Raw genomic sequence first — 16880 nt, 5'->3', positions numbered from 1 at the left:
GCTGGTCGTCGTCGGCAACGTCGTGCGCAATGGTCCAGCGATCGTGGGCAATGGAGTCGAGGCAGACTGTCGCAAGCTGAGGTACAGAAGAGGCATTGGTCATGCAGGGTTCAGCACACTAGGCAAGGCACTGAGTTGGGCATACAGGTTCGTCGTAGGTGGCAAGGCATAGCATGCAGGGTGGTCATGCATCAGTGCAGTGACAGAAGGTGCAAGACATCTTGAGGTGCAAGGGATCTGAGGCAGGCAAGGCATGCATGGTGTGCAGTAGGCAAGGCATGCAGTTGGTGTCAGTCAGTAGTGAAGCAATGTGTGTGATGTGAGATGCAGTGTGAATGGTTGTGCAGTGTGTTGGTGTGCAATGCAGTGAGATGCACTGTGGGCTACCAGATCTGGCTACCAGTCACGTCGTCGGGTCCAACAGGTTCCACAGGGATCGGCTGCGCTGCTACGGCCTTGCGCTTCGGTGTTGTACCTGGTGCACGGCGAGACCTACGTCTGAAGGGAGCACGGTACGGATCGGTTGTCTTGCCTCCCAGCGTTCTACCTTCCCTCTTCCCTGAGTTACAGCCCATGTGGGCAGCGGCAAGGTTGTTCAGATCGTAGAGTGATCCACCTCGGCTGGTAGGTACGATGTGATCCACCGACAGTCCAAACTTGGTGCGACCTGAGGCATATGGATCAATTCGTTCGTTGCACAAGTGGCAGATGTATCCACCCTCCGGGGTGTTGTCAACGAAATACTTACGCACAGCGCGCCACTCGGGCGTTTTCAACCACCAGCTGTCGGACATTGCTCAGTCTCCAAGCGTTTCAATTTGTGTACTAGGTTTTGTAGTAGGACGGTTGCATTTGTAAGATGCACCAAAGGCTCTGTCTCCCATTGTGAAAGAGACAGAGCCTTTGGTGGGTAGATGATGCCGCGCCCCTCGGCTGATTACGGAGACGATGGGCCGCCACTACCTATCCGGCGTTCTGCACCGGAACCCTATGGGGGTCACAGGGAAACGACAACGGCCGAAACGCTTCCCTGTGACCCTGGTGACCGGCTAAGGCTCGCACGCGCTCTGCCGGTCGAACCCTCCCCCTCGGCTATGACAACGGGAGGGAGGGAGTTCGTCAGGCCGTGGTTGCGACGTTCAGCAAGCGGAATGCGTTGGCGTTCACCACATCAGATCCGACACGGCGATGCATCCAAAGTCCGCGTTCACCGGTCGGGCGACGATTGGCCCCGAAGAGGTGCGGTACCAGTTCGACTGTCGTCCCGATGCGATCCACGATCACAAAGTTCTGGAAGTCGCCGTAGACGAGTGCGTAGTTCGCTGCCGTCACTGCTGCGTCGATGGTGCCGTCCATACCCGAAATTTCGTGCAGTGGGCGACTCAACAGGTTTGCCGGTACTGCCTGCGCCCCTGGGAACTTCAGTGCGCCGTTGGTGGTCTCGAACTGCCGGATGGTGTTCAAGATCGCCAGGTTGCCCGCGAACGATGCATTGGACTGCCAGCGCGAACCGAGAGCGCCCTGCAGCTTGTAGATGTCTGCGGAGGAGAGTGCTTCACCGGCTGCAGGCACGATGACAGATCCACCTGCCGCCACAAGGGCGGTGATGAGACCTGTGGGCTGCCCGGTACCCGATCCCGTTGCAAAGGCAGCGTTTTCGAGCTGCAGCGCCGAATCAGCGAGCAATGCCTGCAACTGACTGAGCAACTGCAAACCATCCTCTTCCAGTTCGATAGAGAAGGGAACCCAACTGGCTGCCTTGTGAACAGGGATCGGCTCGGGTGCCAGCGTCGGTGTGGCGTCTGCGGCCTCGGTAGCTTCGGCCAACCACTCGGATGTGACACCAGCGGAGCTGACACCATTCCACGCGTTGGAAGTGGTCTGCACGACCCGCGAGATTTCGCGAAGCGGAGAGACGCTACCGGCGTTGGTCAGGATGATGCTGGGGTCCAGATCGAAGGGCACCAAGTGCTTTCCGGTACCGCCTGCACCCTCGATGAGTCCGCGAACCTGGTCGGCGTCTCGGTAGGACTGAGACTCTTCCGGCGTCCAGAGCAAGTGACCCCTCTCAGAGTCCCTGAGCAACTTGGAGAAGGCACTGCGGTATGCCTCGCTGCCGGTCACAGCTGCCAATCGGGCCACAGTGGAATCGGTGCCCACCAGTGCCTCGGAAAGCGTTGCAGCGGCGTCGGTAAGCCTGCCTGCCTTGTGCGAGCGCTCCACGTTTCGGAGTGCGGCGTCACGAGTCGGGTCGGTGTCCTTGCGTACCTTCGTCTCGAATGTGGTGCCGTTCTCGCGGCTACCCGCGTCATGCAGAGACATCAGACGCTGATCCTGTTCGCGTACGTGGCAGAGGAATTCGACCTCGTCCAGTGCGGTGGCGAGTCGTTCGGATTCCTCGGCATTGATGCCCTCGCTGCGTGTGGTGAACGGTTCGATGTATGCCTTCAGCTCGGTGAGCTTGGCTGCCCGCTCTTCACGCTTGAGCGCTCGGAGTGCGTCGAACCGGGAATCTTTCGGATTGATGTTCATTGTCTTGATCCTTTGAGAGTGAGGGCTTTACAGCCCGTAAGTTGCTTTGAGTAGCCCTAGGCGGGCCGCTAGTTGTGCTGAGTCGAGCTGTGGGAGCTGAGCTGCCCGTACGCCTGCGATGTGCGCCTGCTCGTATGCGGGGAACGACACCACCGATACCTCGGTCAGCTTGGACTCGTAGTGGACGCGCTCGGTCTTGTTGCGGTTCCACGTTTCTCGGATCGCTTGGAATCCGATGCTGAACGAATCCAGCGCGCCGTCCCGGATGAGTTCTAGCGCTTCATCTCCAGCCTGAGTGGCGCTGACTCGGAATTCTCCGTAGAGACCGGCTGCGTCCTCCCTGAGCAACACCGCGCGGCCAAGAGGGTTCGTGGTGCGCTGATGCTGGGAAAGGAATTTGATCCGGTCGCCGCGCTCGGCAATCGATCTGGCGAAGGCCCCGCGTTTGAACGTCTCGGTGTAATCGCCGTCGTAGTCGCGGATATCGGTGGGGGAATCGAACGGGACCACGATGCCGTGAACTGTTCGACCGTCACCGCTGGAGCGGATTTCGAGGTCATTCGAGAGTGCTCGGGTGTATGTATTTCTCATGATGGCGGTGTCTTTTCGTCTCGCTGAATAGAGGGAGCGCTAGGTTGCTCCAGAACCTCTACAGGGACGTGACGTGGTGATCCGCAATGGATTCCGGCGTTCGATCTGCTTCGTGCTGGCGGTTTCGGCGCAATGCCGCTCGACCTAGCTTCATTAGCATAGCTAAGGATCTGCGATTGCGCGAGAGTGGGAAACCTCGAATGTGCGGGCATCCAAGGTTTCCCACAGGTAGCGGTCAGTCGGTGGGGATGGTGGCTTCGATTACGGTGGCCCAGCCATTACGCTCAATCCTCGGCTTCACGATCTGCTGCCAGGCGTAAGTGTCCATCTCCCAAGTCCGATCCCTCGCGGAGTAGTACCGATCGCGCTTTGGCAAGCTTCGCAAAAAGTCGGTGAGTCGTCGGTCGAAGCCTTGGACGAATTGTATGACGGTCAGGTCGGTGTGCGGTCCTGAGTGTTTGAAAACCTGACGGTCGGCCCTGAGGATAGGTTTCATCTTTTAGCCCTCTCGCTCGCCCTAGTCGGTCAGTTCGGCGATGGTATCCGGAATCTCGTCGGCACTCGGTACATACTCCAGTTCTGGGCCGCTCGGGTCGCAGTCATCGGTCAACCATTCTGCATCGGCCAGAACCAACACTCGATCCGGGAACGCTGCCGCTCGGAACTCCACGACGTGGCCCAGGCTCTTCCAGGTCACTCCCGGATTGTTCTCGATGGTGATCTGCTCGTCGGGCGGTAGTAGTTTGGTTGCCTCTTCCACTAGTCGCGAGACCTTCCACTTGAACAGTTCGATCCCGCGTAGTGGTGAGTAGTTGTCGGTAGTCATTGTCTTGCCTTCCCTTTGGTGTGTGCATTGCTTGTCGCTACGGCTCTGCGGCGCTCTGCCTGTTCCCGTTTCACCTTGTCGCTAGCGGCCTGCCACTGGTCCCAGGTGGGTGAATAGGTTCCGTTACTTGCCAACTCGTGCATCTCTTTGAACTCCCGGTAGATGCGCCGCTTGTATTCCCGTTGTCGCGCCCACGTTTTGGCGGATTTGAATGCTCTTTCCTCGGGCATGTAGTCGTCGGCGTCGAAGTCCTCCAGTAGTGGTCTCATAGCCAGACCGATTCTGTAGTGCGCCAACGACTCGCGAACCCTCGGCGGCTGTCCGGCACTCGGGCAACCAGTTCTGCTGCCTCACTTGCCGCCAGAGCGTCGAGAACGACCGGCAGGGGTAGTTTGGTCCGGGATGCCAGTTCGGACGCTGTGAGGGCTCCAGGCGCGGCTTTGAGTGCAACGATCACGCGGAGCGCCTCGGCCACAGGGGATCTGGTCATCAGAACGTGCACATAACTTGATTGCCGGTCCTGGGATTGACCTTCTCTCCAGGCTCGTACCAGGTGAATCCCGGCAGGGGGTGCTTCGGAACCGTCCAGGCGACGGACGGTCGCGGAATTCCATTGTTGCTCTGCGGCTCCGGTTTGCAGTTGTCGGCGCTGTTGGTGTTGTTCTCGGCCATTGCCTTCTCCTTCGTTCGTTGACCTGCAACCGATTTCGGCCACAGGGAGGGGAAGCGCTGTTCAGTTGTCGGTGGAATCGTCTGGGGCGCAACCGTTTGGCTTTGTCGAGCGAAGCGAGATGCCCTGTGGATTGCACTTGGTCGATCGTTCGTTAGGTAGTAGAATGGTGGACGTTGCCGGGAGACCCGCCCTGGCAGAAATTCAGTGAGGAATCAGCCATGACTGCTGCACTCGAAACACGTTCCGAAACCACTACCTGGTTCGTCCCCGACTACAAGATCGACGGGGTTACTTGGTACGAACCGGGCGAGTACGTGAACCCTGAGACCGGGGAAGTCGAGGGCGACGTGATGTGCACTCTCTAACGGCAGTTCGGCAGGAAACGGCTCTCAGATCAATTCTGGGGGCTTTTTTCTTGCCTGCCCTTACGGGTGACCTAGTACGCATTCTCGGCCCCCTCGCGATAAACCAGCCACTCCCGAATCGCGTTCCGCTGCTCGTCCACAGCTCGGGTCTTGGCTTCGGCTACCTTCCGCATGGCTTCCTCGGTCGGTACGTGGTGCCAACCAGCCAGGTGGACAGCTAGCCAGATCTGGAGTCCCACAGTGAGCGGGTTGCCGCCAAAGCCTGGCACCGAACGGACGTTGTACCCGCCGACGCTGCTCGGCATTCTCGTGCGGAGCAACTCGGCCATCCTCGCGAAGATCCGGGCTTCGATCTGGTCGGGGTGCAACCAGTCGCGGGCGTCGAAGTCACCGGGCGGCAATGCGGTCCACTCGGTGCGGGTGATCGTGAACAACTTCAGCGGAGGTTCGAGTCCGTAGAGGAACACCACGTCGGTTTCGGATTTCTGCCGGGTGTCCCGAACTTTGAGGTTCAACATCAGATGATCAACCCCTCCCACGGCTCGGGTGGCTCGTCGTCCGCCACAGGGATGCCTTGGTTCGTCGGTTCGCTTTTCGGAGGCGTAGCGCCCGGAGCCCCAGCGGAGGGCGGCGAAGCCGACTCACCTCCCCTCACCCTCTCACTACGTTGGGTTGAGTTGAGTTGAGTTGAGTTACTGCGCGGATTCCGTGCGCCCTCTTGCCGTGAGGATTCCGTACGGATTCCGTGCGGAGGGTGCTCGTCCTTCCATGTTTGCAGGTCACCGTTCTTGTGGCAGTTGTAGTTTGGATGGTCGTCACAGTTGGCGTGGTCACCGACCTTGTGGGCATCCCAGTCGTTCAGTCGCTTGGTCGTCGCTGCGATCTTCTCGGCGCTGAGTTGGCTCGACCAGTCAATTTGCCACCCTCCCTCGACCTCCCAGACGAGGCCCTTGGCGAGCAGTTCGACCATTGCCGACTCGGGATCGGGGTGTCGTGTCGCCGCCCTGAGAACATCGGAGGGGATGAATCCGTCCGTGAGTGCTCCCATGCTGAACGCTCGTAGTTCGATCAACACCAGCAGCACCGAACGGGATCCGTCGTCGCCGGTGAGTAGTCGCACCACGTCGAGGTTGCCGAAGAAACCGGGCTCGATCACCGGACCGTATTTCGTACTCATGATTCCTCTTCCTCCTTTCGTGCTTTCCTGTGGGCGAGCCAGTGTTTCCGGCAGAGTCCGCGTGCGTGAATCTTGTAGTGGCATCCCCTTGCGTCGGCACAGTGCGGGCTGTCCTTCGCTGGCTCGTCGGTCGGGTACTCGAATCCGTTGGGGTAGTGAGTCCCTCCGTACTGGCCGATGCTTCTCACGATTCGATTCCGTGCTCTGCCTTGTACGTGGCAACCTTGCGCTGTATGGATCGCTCGTTGGCCGCGTACTGACATACCTTGCAGCGCTTGTAAAGTGGGATGCCGCCCCGTCGTCGCCACAGGACGTTGTCGTCAGTGAGTTCGTGTCCGTTGACGCAATGCGTCTTGGTCTGTTTTGGCATTGGTGCCTCCCTGTGGATCGCCGCCCTTCGTGGGCTATGAACACAGTTCTACACCCCAAGACCGTCACGGTGCGTTTTTCGCGGAGACGTGAATACCTTGTAGGGCAACGGATTAGGGCATCTGAAATTGACGGCGCGGTAGTAGGCCACAGGTGAGCCGGGAATGCAACGGGCCGTATTCCTGCACGCTGTGCCATAAGTGCGCCAACAGGTTTCACGGTAGAATCGGAAACGTGTCGGGCAGAGACAACTACGGCCAATGCGGGCCGTGCCAGACAAAGCCCTCGGTGCCTTCCAAGCATCGGGGGCTTTGTCGTGTCCGGGTGCTATCTCAGTCATTAGCGTGGCTAATTATCTGCAGGTAGACTCGGAGATGCGTCCGTAGAGCGAGCGGGTGCAAACGGTGGATTGATCTTCACCTCTTCCGAAATCGCCGTCCGTTGTCTGTAGCGGGCGGCTTTTTCGTGTCCTGGGCACAACCGGCTCGCTAGAGTCGGCGGCATGCTGAATGAAACCTGGTCGGACCAGTACCGACGCATGCAACGCTCGCGCGAGCGCCTTCTCTCAGATCTGAATGGTTCGGACAGCGCAGTGGCGAGGGATTCGCTCTATCGCTTCTATCAGGATGTGTTTCACCTTCTGGACTGGATATGTGCCGACCCAAGTACGGCACACTTGAAGTCGGAAGTGAGGCAAATGTCCGACGACTCACCGGCATTGCGAGTGTGTGCGGATGTTGCGAACGGCACGAAACACTTGCATCTGGACCGCACGAGTCGCGTGACCGGCAAGCGTCAGGGCCATGCTGAAGTGGTCAGCCAGAATGCAACCGCCCATGTACCGAGAATCAATGCCGTAGGCAGCGCATTTCCGGGTTCAGTCGTGCCGAACGCAAAGGCCGAAGTGGGATCGGTTCACCATTCCTGGTTTGTGCGGGTGAACGGCACGGATCGCGACGCGGTAGAACTTGCAGAGCAGGCCGTAGCCGACTGGGATACCTGGCTCGACTCAAAGGGGCTGGCCCTCTAGGATGTGCACGAAAATGCGCCCTCGCCAGTCGAATTAGGCAAGGGTGCAGCATGTTTGAGCCTTCAGGAGCCGCGCGGTATAGGGGTGCCTCGCTCATGTCCACGGTAAACCAGCTCGTCAAGTATCAGCACATGTCTGACGCTTTCCTCGTCGAAGGACCCAGGTATCCGATCCTCTGGTCCAGCCGTCTGCAGATATTTGTCGAGTATCGAGCGCATGGATTCCTCCGATTCCTTCAATGCGCTGCGTAGCTCGTCCTCTTTCAAGGTCAGGAGATGCGGGTCAGGAAATATGACACCCATTGGGATCGTGTCCTCTCGTCGGAAACCTCAGAAGGACCTATCGAATACCCCACCGTGAAGGCGACGAATCCAAGGACTGGCACAACGCGAAATGACCCCGGTGAGAGCATCGAAATCACCGCGCACCACCACCCGACCATTCAACGTCGACGCGATCCGCAACTCATTCCGATCCACATCCTCGGCGGGCGGAATCTCATCCGATTCGAACACTCGCTCCAAGGTCGCGATAACACTCCGCACCTTCGTCGTCGTCGCCTCCACGCCCGAAGCAGCAGCCAACAACAAATCGACACAGCGAGGCAACGCCTCCTCCGGCATCCCCTTCGGAGGTGACTCGCAGAACGCCACGATCAACACGGCATGATCGAAGGAGCAGTCCCCGACATTGAACCGGGCAGCCACCGCCGGAAACGGCCGCAGCGCCGCACCCAGGGCGGCGATCTTCTTCCCGTCCCGGATTTGCAGCATCGTGTTCGCCGCCAACCAGCAACCCACCCCGCGGCTGGCAATCACCTGATCATCCGGCCGCATCGACAACTCGTCCACCACCGCCACCCGAACAGCCTCGAGACGAAGAATCTCCGCACTCGCCTCGATAGCAGCAGCCCGTAACTCCGCAGCAGACAACCGCCACATGCGTCCGCGCAACCCCACCGCAGAACCCGAGACCACATCCGACAACAGAACACTCATTGAATCCCCCGATCCCCACCCCCAACAATACTCGAACACGTGTTCGAGTCAATACCTTGCTACCAGCACAAATGAGAGCGGGGAATAGTTCGATCGATCCAGGCGTATTATTTGAGTAAGCAATACTTGCGAGCGCAAATAAATGGAGGCTGTCACCGATGACTACCGACGAACGTCGACGCGGTTCCGTCTGGCGTGACCTAGTGGTCAGCCACAGCGTCATCCTCGGCAAGATGGAGGCGGACCTTCGAACCACCACCGGGCTCACCCTTGGCCAGTACGACGTTCTGCTCCGACTGCACGAAGCGCCGGGAAACACGATCCGAATGGGCGATCTGGCCGAACTGGTCCTGGTCACCACCAGTGGCGTGACGCGCGTCGTCGATCGATTGGTCGAGGCAGGACTGGCAGAGCGCGTTCGACCGGAAAACGATCGACGCGTCGTGACGGTATCGATGACGCCTGCGGGCAAGAAGACGCTTCGAAAAGCGTCCGCCATACACACGCGAGGGATCGCCGAATACTTCTCCGATCTCATTGAAACCGAGGAGCTTCCGGTACTCGAACGCTTCTTCTCCCGACTTGCCGCACATCACACGAATCAAGGCGGCGCATGCGATGCGCACGTAGAACAACTTTCCATCACCCCCACGAACAGATAGCGAGAAACAACATGGCTTTCGAATTGGGCGTCTACCATTTCGGTGAACTCACCCCAGATCCCACCACCGGCGCGATGATGAATCCCGGTGTCCACCTTCGCCATTTGGTGGAGCAGGCAACCGTTGCCGATCAGGTTGGACTCGATGTCTTCGGCGTCGGCGAGCACCATCGCACCGACTTCGCAGTCTCAGCCCCTGCAGTTGTGCTCGCGGCAATGGCTCAGGCTACCGACAACATCAAGCTGTCCAGCGCCGTAACCGTACTCAGTTCCGACGATCCCGTCCGTGTGTTCCAACAGTTCGCGACAGTCGACCTGCTTTCCGAAGGCCGTGCCGAGATCATTGCCGGCCGAGGTTCGTACACGGAGTCATTTCCGCTTTTCGGGTACGACCTGTCCCAGTACAACGAACTCTTCGCCGAAAAGCTCGATCTACTACTGAAACTGCGCGACGAGAACCCGATCAACTGGGAAGGACAACTTCGCGCACCACTGACCGACGGTGACGTGACGCCCCGCCCGGACCGTCAGATTCCGGTGTGGATCGCAGTCGGAGGTACTCCGGCCTCTGTCGTCCGTGCCGCGAAACTGGGCCTGCCCCTCTCACTGGCCATCATCGGTGGAAGTTACCAACAGTTCGAACCGTTCGTCGATCTATACCGCAGGGCTGCAGCGGAGTTCGGACACGATCCGAAGAAGCTCGCTGTCTCGATTGCTTCGCCAGGATTTGTCGATACCTCGAAGCAAACAGCACTCGACACGTCGTACCCGTACTTCCAGGCCGGGTGGATGCAGAATCATCATCAGCGGGGAAACGGAGTTCCCATGCCGCGCAGGGCATACGAGGCGCAGGCAACCACCGCGGGTGCGTTCTTCCTCGGCGGCCCGCAGGAAATCATCGACAAGACGATGGCGCAGTACGAACTGTTCCATCATGACCGCATCATGATCCAGATGGGGTTCGGCAACGTGCCACAGAAGGACATGCTGCGTGCGATCGAGATCCTCGGCACCGAAGTAGCCCCCGTTGTGCGTAAGGAAATCGAATCACTGAAGTCGTCCCAAGAATAGGAGTTTCGATGAGCACACCGCTCAAAATTGTTGCCGTTGTCGGCAACCTTCAAAAACCCTCCAAGACTCGTGCCCTCGTCGACCTGATCGTCGAAACCTTGGGAGACTTCGAGCAGATCGACACACGAGTTTTCGAGATCGTGGATCTGATTCCAGGTCTTGCATCTGCTCTGGATCGCGATCACGTCGACTCAGTGACCGCCGAAGCGCTGGCAGCAGTCGAGTCCGCCGATATCGTCATCGCGGCGTCACCGGTGTTCCGCGGCTCGTACACGGGAATGTTCAAGCATTTCTTCGATCTCGTGGACCAGTACGCGCTTGCCAACACTCCGGTGATTCTTGCTGCGACAGGTGGCAGCGACCGCCACGCTCTCGTGTTGGACCATGCCCTGCGTCCACTGTTCGCTTTCTTCCAAGCGCTGACCGCTCCGGTCGGGATCTATCTCAGCTCCGGTGATTTCGACGGAACGACTATCCTCAACCCCGAGGTATTCGAGCGTATCGAGATGGCAGCAAAGGACGTCCTGCCGGTAGCGAGGATGCTCGCGGAGCGGGATCGAGTTGCGCTGACGTGAACGCCCCTCATTCGCACAACACGGCAACAGTTGCCGGTCTGAGGATGATCGAACAGCTACGTCAGGTTCACGAACCTCTACGAGCCGATATCGAGGTACTCGAGAATGCCCTGCAACTGTTGTCGGACGAAACCGTCGATCTGACTCGGATACCCGAGATGATCGACAATCTGACGATCGCGGATTTCGTCTGGCAACTACGGGTCAACTGCGACTTCTACTGCAACACGCTGACTCTGCACCACACCATCGAAGATCAACGTATGTTCCCCGTAATGACCAGGAACTTTCCCGAGTTGGCCCCTGCGGTCGAACGACTGCAGGCAGAACACAAGCTTGTCGGGGAGATCGTGTCGGAAGCCAAGCGTGCGTCACTCGCACTGAGCACCGAATCCTCCACGGTCAATCGGGCATACGCCGCAATCTCCGAATTGGCGGATCATATGCAGTCGCACCTCGATTTCGAGGAGGCCACACTCTTTCCGTACTTCCGACGGATGGATCGCGACTGGCATTACGGCTGATCGTGCACACTCAGTGATTCTTCAGCGCCATCGCAGTAGCGTCGAAAGGGCCACCTCATGTCAGGAGCCCCCAATGACCACCCCGGATCAACCCACCGTCCAGCAATCCGTTCCTCAGCACCCGATTCGACCGCCCGTCAATGCGGGTTGGGCGGTGGTCTCGCTGCTGTTCTTCTGGCCGCTCTCCTTCTCCGCTTTCACGCACGCCTTCAACGTGTATCCGCTGTGGGCCGACGGCGATGTGGCCGGGTCGCGGTACGCGTCCGATCGAGTGAAACGACTCGGTCAGATCTCGCTGTGGATCGCAGGCGGGCTACTACTCCTGGTCTGCATCCTGTACGCGATTGCGGCAATCGTGTGGTTCGCCAACGGCGGCCACGACTACGGGCCGCGGCGTATGCGCTGAACAACCACCCTGAAACAACAACACCGCAACAACAACACCGCAACAACAACACCGCCGAACATCACCTCATCAATCGATCGATGAATTCCATGGTCTGGTCCATCGAAGCGACCGTCGTTTGGCCGTGGCTGATTCCGCTGAGTTCTTGATACTCGAACTGCGTTCCTCGCGAACGCATGTCGACCAGTTGCGCCCAGGTAAGGGCGACAGGAACCGTTGTGTCCGACACGCTCTGCACCACACGCAGTGACCGGTCGTAGCCGTCGACCGGCACCTGCATCATCTCGCGAAACAGATCGTGGAAGCGTGGCGTCCACACCGACCGAGAAAACAACGAGCTCAACTGGATTCGTTCGGCGCGAATGTGGCGGCCGAGATCTCCGGCGCACAATGTCCGAGCCTTTTCCATCCACTCGATCCCCTGCGGCGAGAGAACCTCCCGAATGTTCTCTTCGGATCGTTGATCGTCGATCCCGGCCAGAACGTACAGCGCGTATCCCACCAACCCGGTGATGCCGATGTCGGGAAACAGCGGTCCGCCCAACGGAAACAAACCTTCCATATGGGTGGGGCCGGCAACAACGACCGAGCCGCGGAAATCCAATTCCGGTGCACGAGTGGTGGCCTCGTGTCCCGCGAAGTACGCCGCATGACCGCCTTCGGACAAACCCGCAACCATCCACCGCGGACTCAGCACACTGCCGTACAACTCGTGCGCAGCCCGCACGATGTCGACCGCATTCGCGCCGGCGGCATGTCCGTCGAGATAGGCCAGCACCCCGTCGGTACCAAGTCCCGAGTAGTCGGTAGCGACTACCGCGTATCCCTGCTCCAACCAGCGTTCGATCGGTTCGATCTCGCCCGGACCGAATCCGGTCGACGAGGGTGCACACTGATCCGCACTGCCCAAAGTTCCGTGGGCATAGGAGATGACGGGCCAACCGCCCGCCGGTGGGGCACCTTCCGGCAGAAACACGGACCCTGACGACTCCCCCCATCTGTCAGCGGTACGCAGAGTTCGATACACGACCCGCTGCGTCTCACCGGCGCCGACCGGAAACACTGCGGCCGAGAGTTCGCCATAGGACTCCAGCGCGCCCGCGACTTCCGGTTCGTCCGTCGTCGCCGCGGCAGCACCTGGCCCCCAGCCGAGACTCGACAACAGAATGCTCGCCACCACGGCCGCAACAAAGGTTCTACCCGAACGACTCACCACGCCAACCCCTCCCGACCTGTGCAGAGCATGATGTCGATATGCAGATCATCATCACCGGTCACAGCCTGCCCGGACGTGAGTGTTCCGAAACCGCAACCTTCGAAGGGCGCAGCAACATCCACGTCGGCGTTCAGCGCCGAGGCAAGCCACACGAAATCCTCGACCTCGTACCAGGAGATACCGAGACAGTGCGATGGGAACTGACAGCGAGTCTGGAGCGAAAGTCCGGTGCCTGGGACATTCTCGGTTCACACATCCAGGGTCCACCTCGCGGACGCTTCATCTACCTGTCCTGGGTGACGGTATCCGATGACCAGACGTTCGAGATGTTTCGGCGCGCAAAGCTGATGCTCGACGCGATCCCCGAGCACATCGTCGAGCAGGCCGACGCTTCCGGCGTGCTCCACGGAGACCTCGGGCTCACCGACACCGCAGGTAAACCACTGTGCGCGGCAATCCGACCACCAACGATCACCTGGTCCTCCTCGCCTTACTGAGCATCGTTCAGTAGTGTGGTGATCGAGCACTAACTCTGCCGGTGGCCCCACATAGTCGATACGGAGTCCGAACTGATGAGCACCGAACACCTCGATGTCCTGATCGTCGGCGCCGGCTTGTCCGGCATCGGTGCTGCTTATCGACTCCAGACCGAGCTCCCAGGAAAGTCGTACGCAATCCTCGAGGCCCGAGCGAACAGCGGCGGAACCTGGGACCTCTTCAAGTATCCCGGCATCCGATCGGATTCCGACATGTTCACGCTCGGCTACCCGTTTCGCCCGTGGACGGATGCCAAAGCAATCGCCGACGGTGATTCGATCCTGCGGTACGTGCGCGACACCGCCCGAGAGAACGGGATCGACAAGAAGATTCGGTACAACCGGAAGGTGACGGCCGCATCATGGTCGTCAGCGACCTCGACCTGGACAGTCACGGTCACGACCGGCGACGAAGACGAAACATTGACCTGTAACTTCCTCTATCTCTGCAGCGGGTACTACAGCTACGACGGCGGATACACCCCCGACTTCCCCGGACGTGAATCGTTTGCCGGTGAGGTAGTCCACCCCCAGTTCTGGCCCGAAGAACTCGATTACTCCGACAAGAAGGTCGTTGTGATCGGAAGCGGCGCCACCGCAGTCACTTTGGTCCCCACGATGTCACGGGACGCAAGCCACGTCACGATGCTCCAGCGATCACCGACGTACATTCTGGCGCTGCCGTCCAGCGACAAATTATCGGACACCATTCGCGCGGTACTGCCGAATCAACTCGCGCACAGCATCGCTCGATGGAAGAGCGTCGTAGTGAACCTGAGTTTCTACCAACTGTGCCGACGCAGTCCGGCGCGTGCAAAGAGGATGCTGAACCTCGCGATCAGTCGTCAACTCCCGAAAGACATCCCCCTCGATCCTCACTTCACACCCTCCTACGATCCCTGGGACCAGCGCTTGTGCGTCGTACCCGACGGCGATTTGTTCAAAGCCCTCCGATCCGGCAAGGCCTCGATCGAGACCGATCACATCGACACCTTCACCGAGACCGGGATCCTTCTCGCGTCAGGTCGCGAACTTGAAGCTGACATCATCGTCACTGCAACAGGATTGAAGATGGAGGCGTGCGGCGGGATGTCCATCGAAGTGGACGGCGAACCCGTCACCCTCGGTGATCGTTACGTCTACAAGGGCATGATGATCAGCGACGTACCGAACTTCGCGATGTGCGTCGGCTACACCAACGCCTCGTGGACTCTGCGAGCAGATCTCACGTCGATGTACGTGTGCCGACTGCTGACGGAGATGGACAAGCGCGACTATTCGAAGTGCGTGCCGCACGCGACCGAAGAAATGGACCAGCGGCCGATCCTGGATCTGGCGTCGGGGTACGTCATGCGTGCCGTGGAACAGTTCCCGAAGCAGGGATCGAAGTCACCGTGGAACATGCGTCAGAACTACATCCTTGACCGTCTTCACTCCACGTTCGGGAGCATCAACGACCACATGACGTTCTCGAAGGCACCAGCTCGACATTCGACGCCGGTACCGAGCAAGAGTTGAGCGGACCACGAACAACCAGGTAGAGCAGTCTGGCGAAGCCACCAATCGATCCGACGACAAAGAACACGCCAGAACCTGCGACCACGGCACAGAGCGCACCGAGAACGATGATCGTCGACGCCTCTACCATTCGACCGGCTGACTCCGATCCCAGAACGTGTATTTCATCAACTCCTTCGTTCATAAAACTATTTTCAGCCAACCGTCCAGCCGGTTTGTAGGGACTTTAGTCACGAGTCGGGTCAAAATGGACTCATAATTGCAGGTCAAGCGTTCAGTTGGCCACTCCGGTCGGATGAACTGCAGACCGTTCCGTAGTGTGCGCATCACAGAAAGTGGAACCAACGCCGGGGGGAACATCATGAAGGTCGTCGTTTTCGGGGCAACAGGAATGGTCGGCAGCAGCGTCCTGAGGGAATGCCTCGACGATCCGCGAATCGACGAAGTCGTGACCGTCGGCCGCAATCCGTCCGGTACAACCGCCCCGAAGATCGTCGACATCGTTCACCGCGACATGCTCGACTTCTCGGCGATCGAAGCCGATCTGACCGGCGCGGATGCCTGCTTCTTCTGCCTCGGTGTCTCCTCTGCCGGCATGAACGAAGCCGACTACACCCGCATCACGCATGACATCACGCTTGCCGTCGCCACGACACTGTCGGGTGTGAACCCTCAGATGGTGTTCGTCTACGTGTCCGGCGAAAGCGCCGACTCCACCGAAACCAGCAAGACCATGTGGAAGCGAGTACGTGGCGCGACCGAAAATGCGCTACTCGCCCTCCCTCTCACGACCTACATCCTCCGGCCGGGATTCATCCGTCCGCGCCCGGGATCGCCGTCGAAGACGTGGTGGTACAAGGCCTTCTATCAAATCTCCGTGCCTCTCTACCCACTCTTGCGCAAGGTCTGGCCCAGCAGCGTGACCACCAGCGAAAACATCGGCAGGGCAATGATCACCCTCGCGGCAAACACGCCAGATCTTCCCGACCGCGTCCTTCGCAGCGACAAGATCAACGAACTCGCGCAGGCCTGACAGTCTTACCTCGAAAGACGAAGCCGCGGGCGACGAATTCCAACGCCACGGCGACCGAGCAGGTTTGCGCCAACAGCAGCCCTGCCAGCACAAGAATTTGCACGGCACCGGCTTGAACGGCCGAACCCGTCGCGAGCAAAACGCCGACAAAAGCGCCGGGCAATGTCACGAGGCCGACGGTGCGCGTCTGGTCGACTCCCGGTAGCAGGGCGTCGGAGGCTGCGGTGCGGGCTACTTCCCACCGTGCATCGCGCTGGGAAAATCCAAGGCTCAGTGCGGCTTCGACTTCCCCGTATCGATCATCGACGGCGTCGAGTCCGCGTTTGGCTGCCATCGATGTTGCAGTCATCGCGCCGCCCAGAACAATTCCGCCGATCGGCACCAGAGCGATGCCTTCCAGCGGAACCACTCCGGACAGCAGCATCAGTGGCAGAACCACACCGATTCCCGACGCCAAGGCGATGGTCAGCCATGCTCCGGACGTTCCTGCGCCGCAGCGTCGTGCCGCGGTGAACGACGCCGCAGCGAACATGCCGACGAGCACGAGGAGCGCTGACCAGATGTGAGCCAAGGCTGCGGCGAGGATCAACGAAATCGCAGCCAACTGAAGAGCGCCACGAGCGAGTGCGCCTGGGACTACCCGAACGCTACCGAGAGAGGTGAATCGGTAGACGAGCGTGGCGACAAGAGCCATGACGATGCAGAGGACAGCCAGACGGATGCCGGAGTCGGCTATCGAAAGGCTCATAGGTCACAGTGTTCCCTACGAGCCGAGTCCG

22 protein-coding genes and 1 pseudogene are annotated in these 16880 nt (G+C 59.5%); 10 read left to right on the top strand and 13 right to left on the bottom strand.

Annotated features, from left to right (window positions below):
• Window positions 1-383 precede the first annotated feature (383 nt).
• From EEB12_RS31155 to EEB12_RS20980, 7 genes are all read right to left on the bottom strand, one after another.
• Window positions 384-794, bottom strand: coding sequence for an HNH endonuclease (locus tag EEB12_RS31155; protein WP_141488445.1), 411 nt, complete (start codon window positions 792-794; stop codon window positions 384-386).
• A gap of 325 nt (window positions 795-1119) precedes the next feature.
• On the bottom strand, window positions 1120-2532 hold the full coding sequence (locus tag EEB12_RS21005; RefSeq protein ID WP_141488444.1) for a phage major capsid protein: 1413 nt from the start codon (window positions 2530-2532) through the stop codon (window positions 1120-1122).
• Window positions 2533-2559: 27 nt separating this feature from the next.
• The gene (locus EEB12_RS21000; RefSeq protein ID WP_141488443.1) at window positions 2560-3123 is read right to left on the bottom strand and encodes an HK97 family phage prohead protease; all 564 of its coding nucleotides are present in this window, start codon (window positions 3121-3123) and stop codon (window positions 2560-2562) included.
• Window positions 3124-3640: 517 nt separating this feature from the next.
• On the bottom strand, window positions 3641-3949 hold the full coding sequence (locus EEB12_RS20995; protein WP_141488442.1) for a hypothetical protein: 309 nt from the start codon (window positions 3947-3949) through the stop codon (window positions 3641-3643).
• Window positions 3946-4218: a hypothetical protein gene (locus EEB12_RS20990; protein WP_141488441.1), complete on the bottom strand. Its 273-nt coding sequence runs from the start codon at window positions 4216-4218 to the stop codon at window positions 3946-3948. Before EEB12_RS20990 ends, EEB12_RS20995 begins: the two co-directional genes overlap by 4 nt.
• Window positions 4215-4439 (bottom strand): hypothetical protein, encoded by a 225-nt coding sequence (locus tag EEB12_RS20985; RefSeq protein ID WP_141488440.1) that lies wholly within the window; start codon window positions 4437-4439, stop codon window positions 4215-4217. The genes EEB12_RS20990 and EEB12_RS20985 overlap by 4 nt, the downstream gene beginning before the upstream one ends.
• Window positions 4439-4621 (bottom strand): hypothetical protein, encoded by a 183-nt coding sequence (locus tag EEB12_RS20980; RefSeq protein WP_141488439.1) that lies wholly within the window; start codon window positions 4619-4621, stop codon window positions 4439-4441. The genes EEB12_RS20985 and EEB12_RS20980 overlap by 1 nt, the downstream gene beginning before the upstream one ends.
• Window positions 4622-4840: 219 nt before the next feature.
• On the opposite strand from EEB12_RS20980, the gene EEB12_RS30530 reads away from it, so the two are divergent.
• Window positions 4841-4987: a hypothetical protein gene (locus EEB12_RS30530; protein WP_181447524.1), complete on the top strand. Its 147-nt coding sequence runs from the start codon at window positions 4841-4843 to the stop codon at window positions 4985-4987.
• A gap of 71 nt (window positions 4988-5058) precedes the next feature.
• Here EEB12_RS30530 and EEB12_RS20975 read toward each other — a convergent pair whose 3' ends face one another.
• From EEB12_RS20975 to EEB12_RS20965, 3 genes are all read right to left on the bottom strand, one after another.
• Window positions 5059-5505 carry a hypothetical protein gene (locus EEB12_RS20975; protein WP_141488438.1) on the bottom strand — a complete coding sequence of 149 codons (447 nt, stop codon included), beginning with the start codon at window positions 5503-5505 and terminating at the stop codon, window positions 5059-5061.
• Window positions 5505-6164: a hypothetical protein gene (locus tag EEB12_RS20970; protein ID WP_141488437.1), complete on the bottom strand. Its 660-nt coding sequence runs from the start codon at window positions 6162-6164 to the stop codon at window positions 5505-5507. The genes EEB12_RS20975 and EEB12_RS20970 overlap by 1 nt, the downstream gene beginning before the upstream one ends.
• A gap of 184 nt (window positions 6165-6348) precedes the next feature.
• Window positions 6349-6534 (bottom strand): hypothetical protein, encoded by a 186-nt coding sequence (locus EEB12_RS20965; RefSeq protein WP_141488436.1) that lies wholly within the window; start codon window positions 6532-6534, stop codon window positions 6349-6351.
• Window positions 6535-7035: 501 nt separating this feature from the next.
• Between EEB12_RS20965 and EEB12_RS20960 the strand changes: the two genes are divergently transcribed.
• Entirely contained in the window at window positions 7036-7563 is a 528-nt protein-coding gene (locus EEB12_RS20960) for a hypothetical protein (RefSeq protein WP_141488435.1), read from the top strand.
• A 398-nt stretch (window positions 7564-7961) separates the two neighbouring features.
• Here EEB12_RS20960 and EEB12_RS20955 read toward each other — a convergent pair.
• Window positions 7962-8561 (bottom strand): annotated as a pseudogene (locus tag EEB12_RS20955) (DUF222 domain-containing protein); the annotation flags it as partial.
• A 158-nt stretch (window positions 8562-8719) separates the two neighbouring features.
• Here EEB12_RS20955 and EEB12_RS20950 point away from each other — a divergent pair.
• From EEB12_RS20950 to EEB12_RS20930, 5 genes are all read left to right on the top strand, one after another.
• Window positions 8720-9223, top strand: a complete 504-nt coding sequence (locus EEB12_RS20950; protein ID WP_020908970.1) for a MarR family winged helix-turn-helix transcriptional regulator — start codon at window positions 8720-8722, stop codon at window positions 9221-9223.
• Window positions 9224-9234: 11 nt separating this feature from the next.
• Entirely contained in the window at window positions 9235-10293 is a 1059-nt protein-coding gene (locus EEB12_RS20945) for an LLM class flavin-dependent oxidoreductase (RefSeq protein ID WP_141488434.1), read from the top strand.
• Window positions 10294-10301: 8 nt separating this feature from the next.
• Window positions 10302-10868: an FMN reductase gene (msuE, locus tag EEB12_RS20940; protein WP_019745144.1), complete on the top strand. Its 567-nt coding sequence runs from the start codon at window positions 10302-10304 to the stop codon at window positions 10866-10868.
• Window positions 10865-11392 carry a hemerythrin domain-containing protein gene (locus EEB12_RS20935; protein ID WP_141488433.1) on the top strand — a complete coding sequence of 176 codons (528 nt, stop codon included), beginning with the start codon at window positions 10865-10867 and terminating at the stop codon, window positions 11390-11392. Before msuE ends, EEB12_RS20935 begins: the two co-directional genes overlap by 4 nt.
• A gap of 73 nt (window positions 11393-11465) precedes the next feature.
• Entirely contained in the window at window positions 11466-11798 is a 333-nt protein-coding gene (locus EEB12_RS20930) for a CD225/dispanin family protein (protein ID WP_007731480.1), read from the top strand.
• Window positions 11799-11859: 61 nt separating this feature from the next.
• Here the strand turns inward: EEB12_RS20930 and EEB12_RS20925 are convergent, their stop codons facing one another.
• A complete protein-coding gene (locus EEB12_RS20925) occupies window positions 11860-13014 on the bottom strand; it encodes an alpha/beta hydrolase (RefSeq protein ID WP_141488432.1) in 1155 nt (384 codons plus the stop codon).
• A gap of 38 nt (window positions 13015-13052) precedes the next feature.
• Between EEB12_RS20925 and EEB12_RS20920 the strand changes: the two genes are divergently transcribed.
• The 3 genes from EEB12_RS20920 (at window position 13053) to EEB12_RS20910 (ending at window position 16101) form a co-directional block, all read left to right on the top strand.
• The gene (locus EEB12_RS20920) at window positions 13053-13511 is read left to right on the top strand and encodes a DUF5990 family protein (RefSeq protein WP_141488431.1); all 459 of its coding nucleotides are present in this window, start codon (window positions 13053-13055) and stop codon (window positions 13509-13511) included.
• A gap of 75 nt (window positions 13512-13586) precedes the next feature.
• A complete protein-coding gene (locus EEB12_RS20915; RefSeq protein WP_020970659.1) occupies window positions 13587-15068 on the top strand; it encodes a flavin-containing monooxygenase in 1482 nt (493 codons plus the stop codon).
• A gap of 319 nt (window positions 15069-15387) precedes the next feature.
• Complete coding sequence (locus tag EEB12_RS20910; RefSeq protein ID WP_258537169.1) at window positions 15388-16101, top strand: NAD(P)H-binding protein; 714 nt, start codon at window positions 15388-15390, stop codon at window positions 16099-16101.
• Here the strand turns inward: EEB12_RS20910 and EEB12_RS20905 are convergent.
• On the bottom strand, window positions 16079-16849 hold the full coding sequence (locus EEB12_RS20905; RefSeq protein ID WP_141488430.1) for an ABC transporter permease: 771 nt from the start codon (window positions 16847-16849) through the stop codon (window positions 16079-16081). The two genes, EEB12_RS20910 and EEB12_RS20905, sit on opposite strands and share 23 nt — an antisense overlap.
• Between the last annotated feature and the right edge of the window lie 31 nt (window positions 16850-16880).

The sequence above is a fragment of the Rhodococcus sp. WS1 genome, assembly GCF_003797745.1.
Classification (GTDB): Bacteria; Actinomycetota; Actinomycetes; order Mycobacteriales; family Mycobacteriaceae; genus Rhodococcus_F; species Rhodococcus_F erythropolis.
The sequence above is the reverse complement of the archived record's forward strand: the minus strand, read 5'-3'. Positions and strand labels throughout refer to the sequence as shown.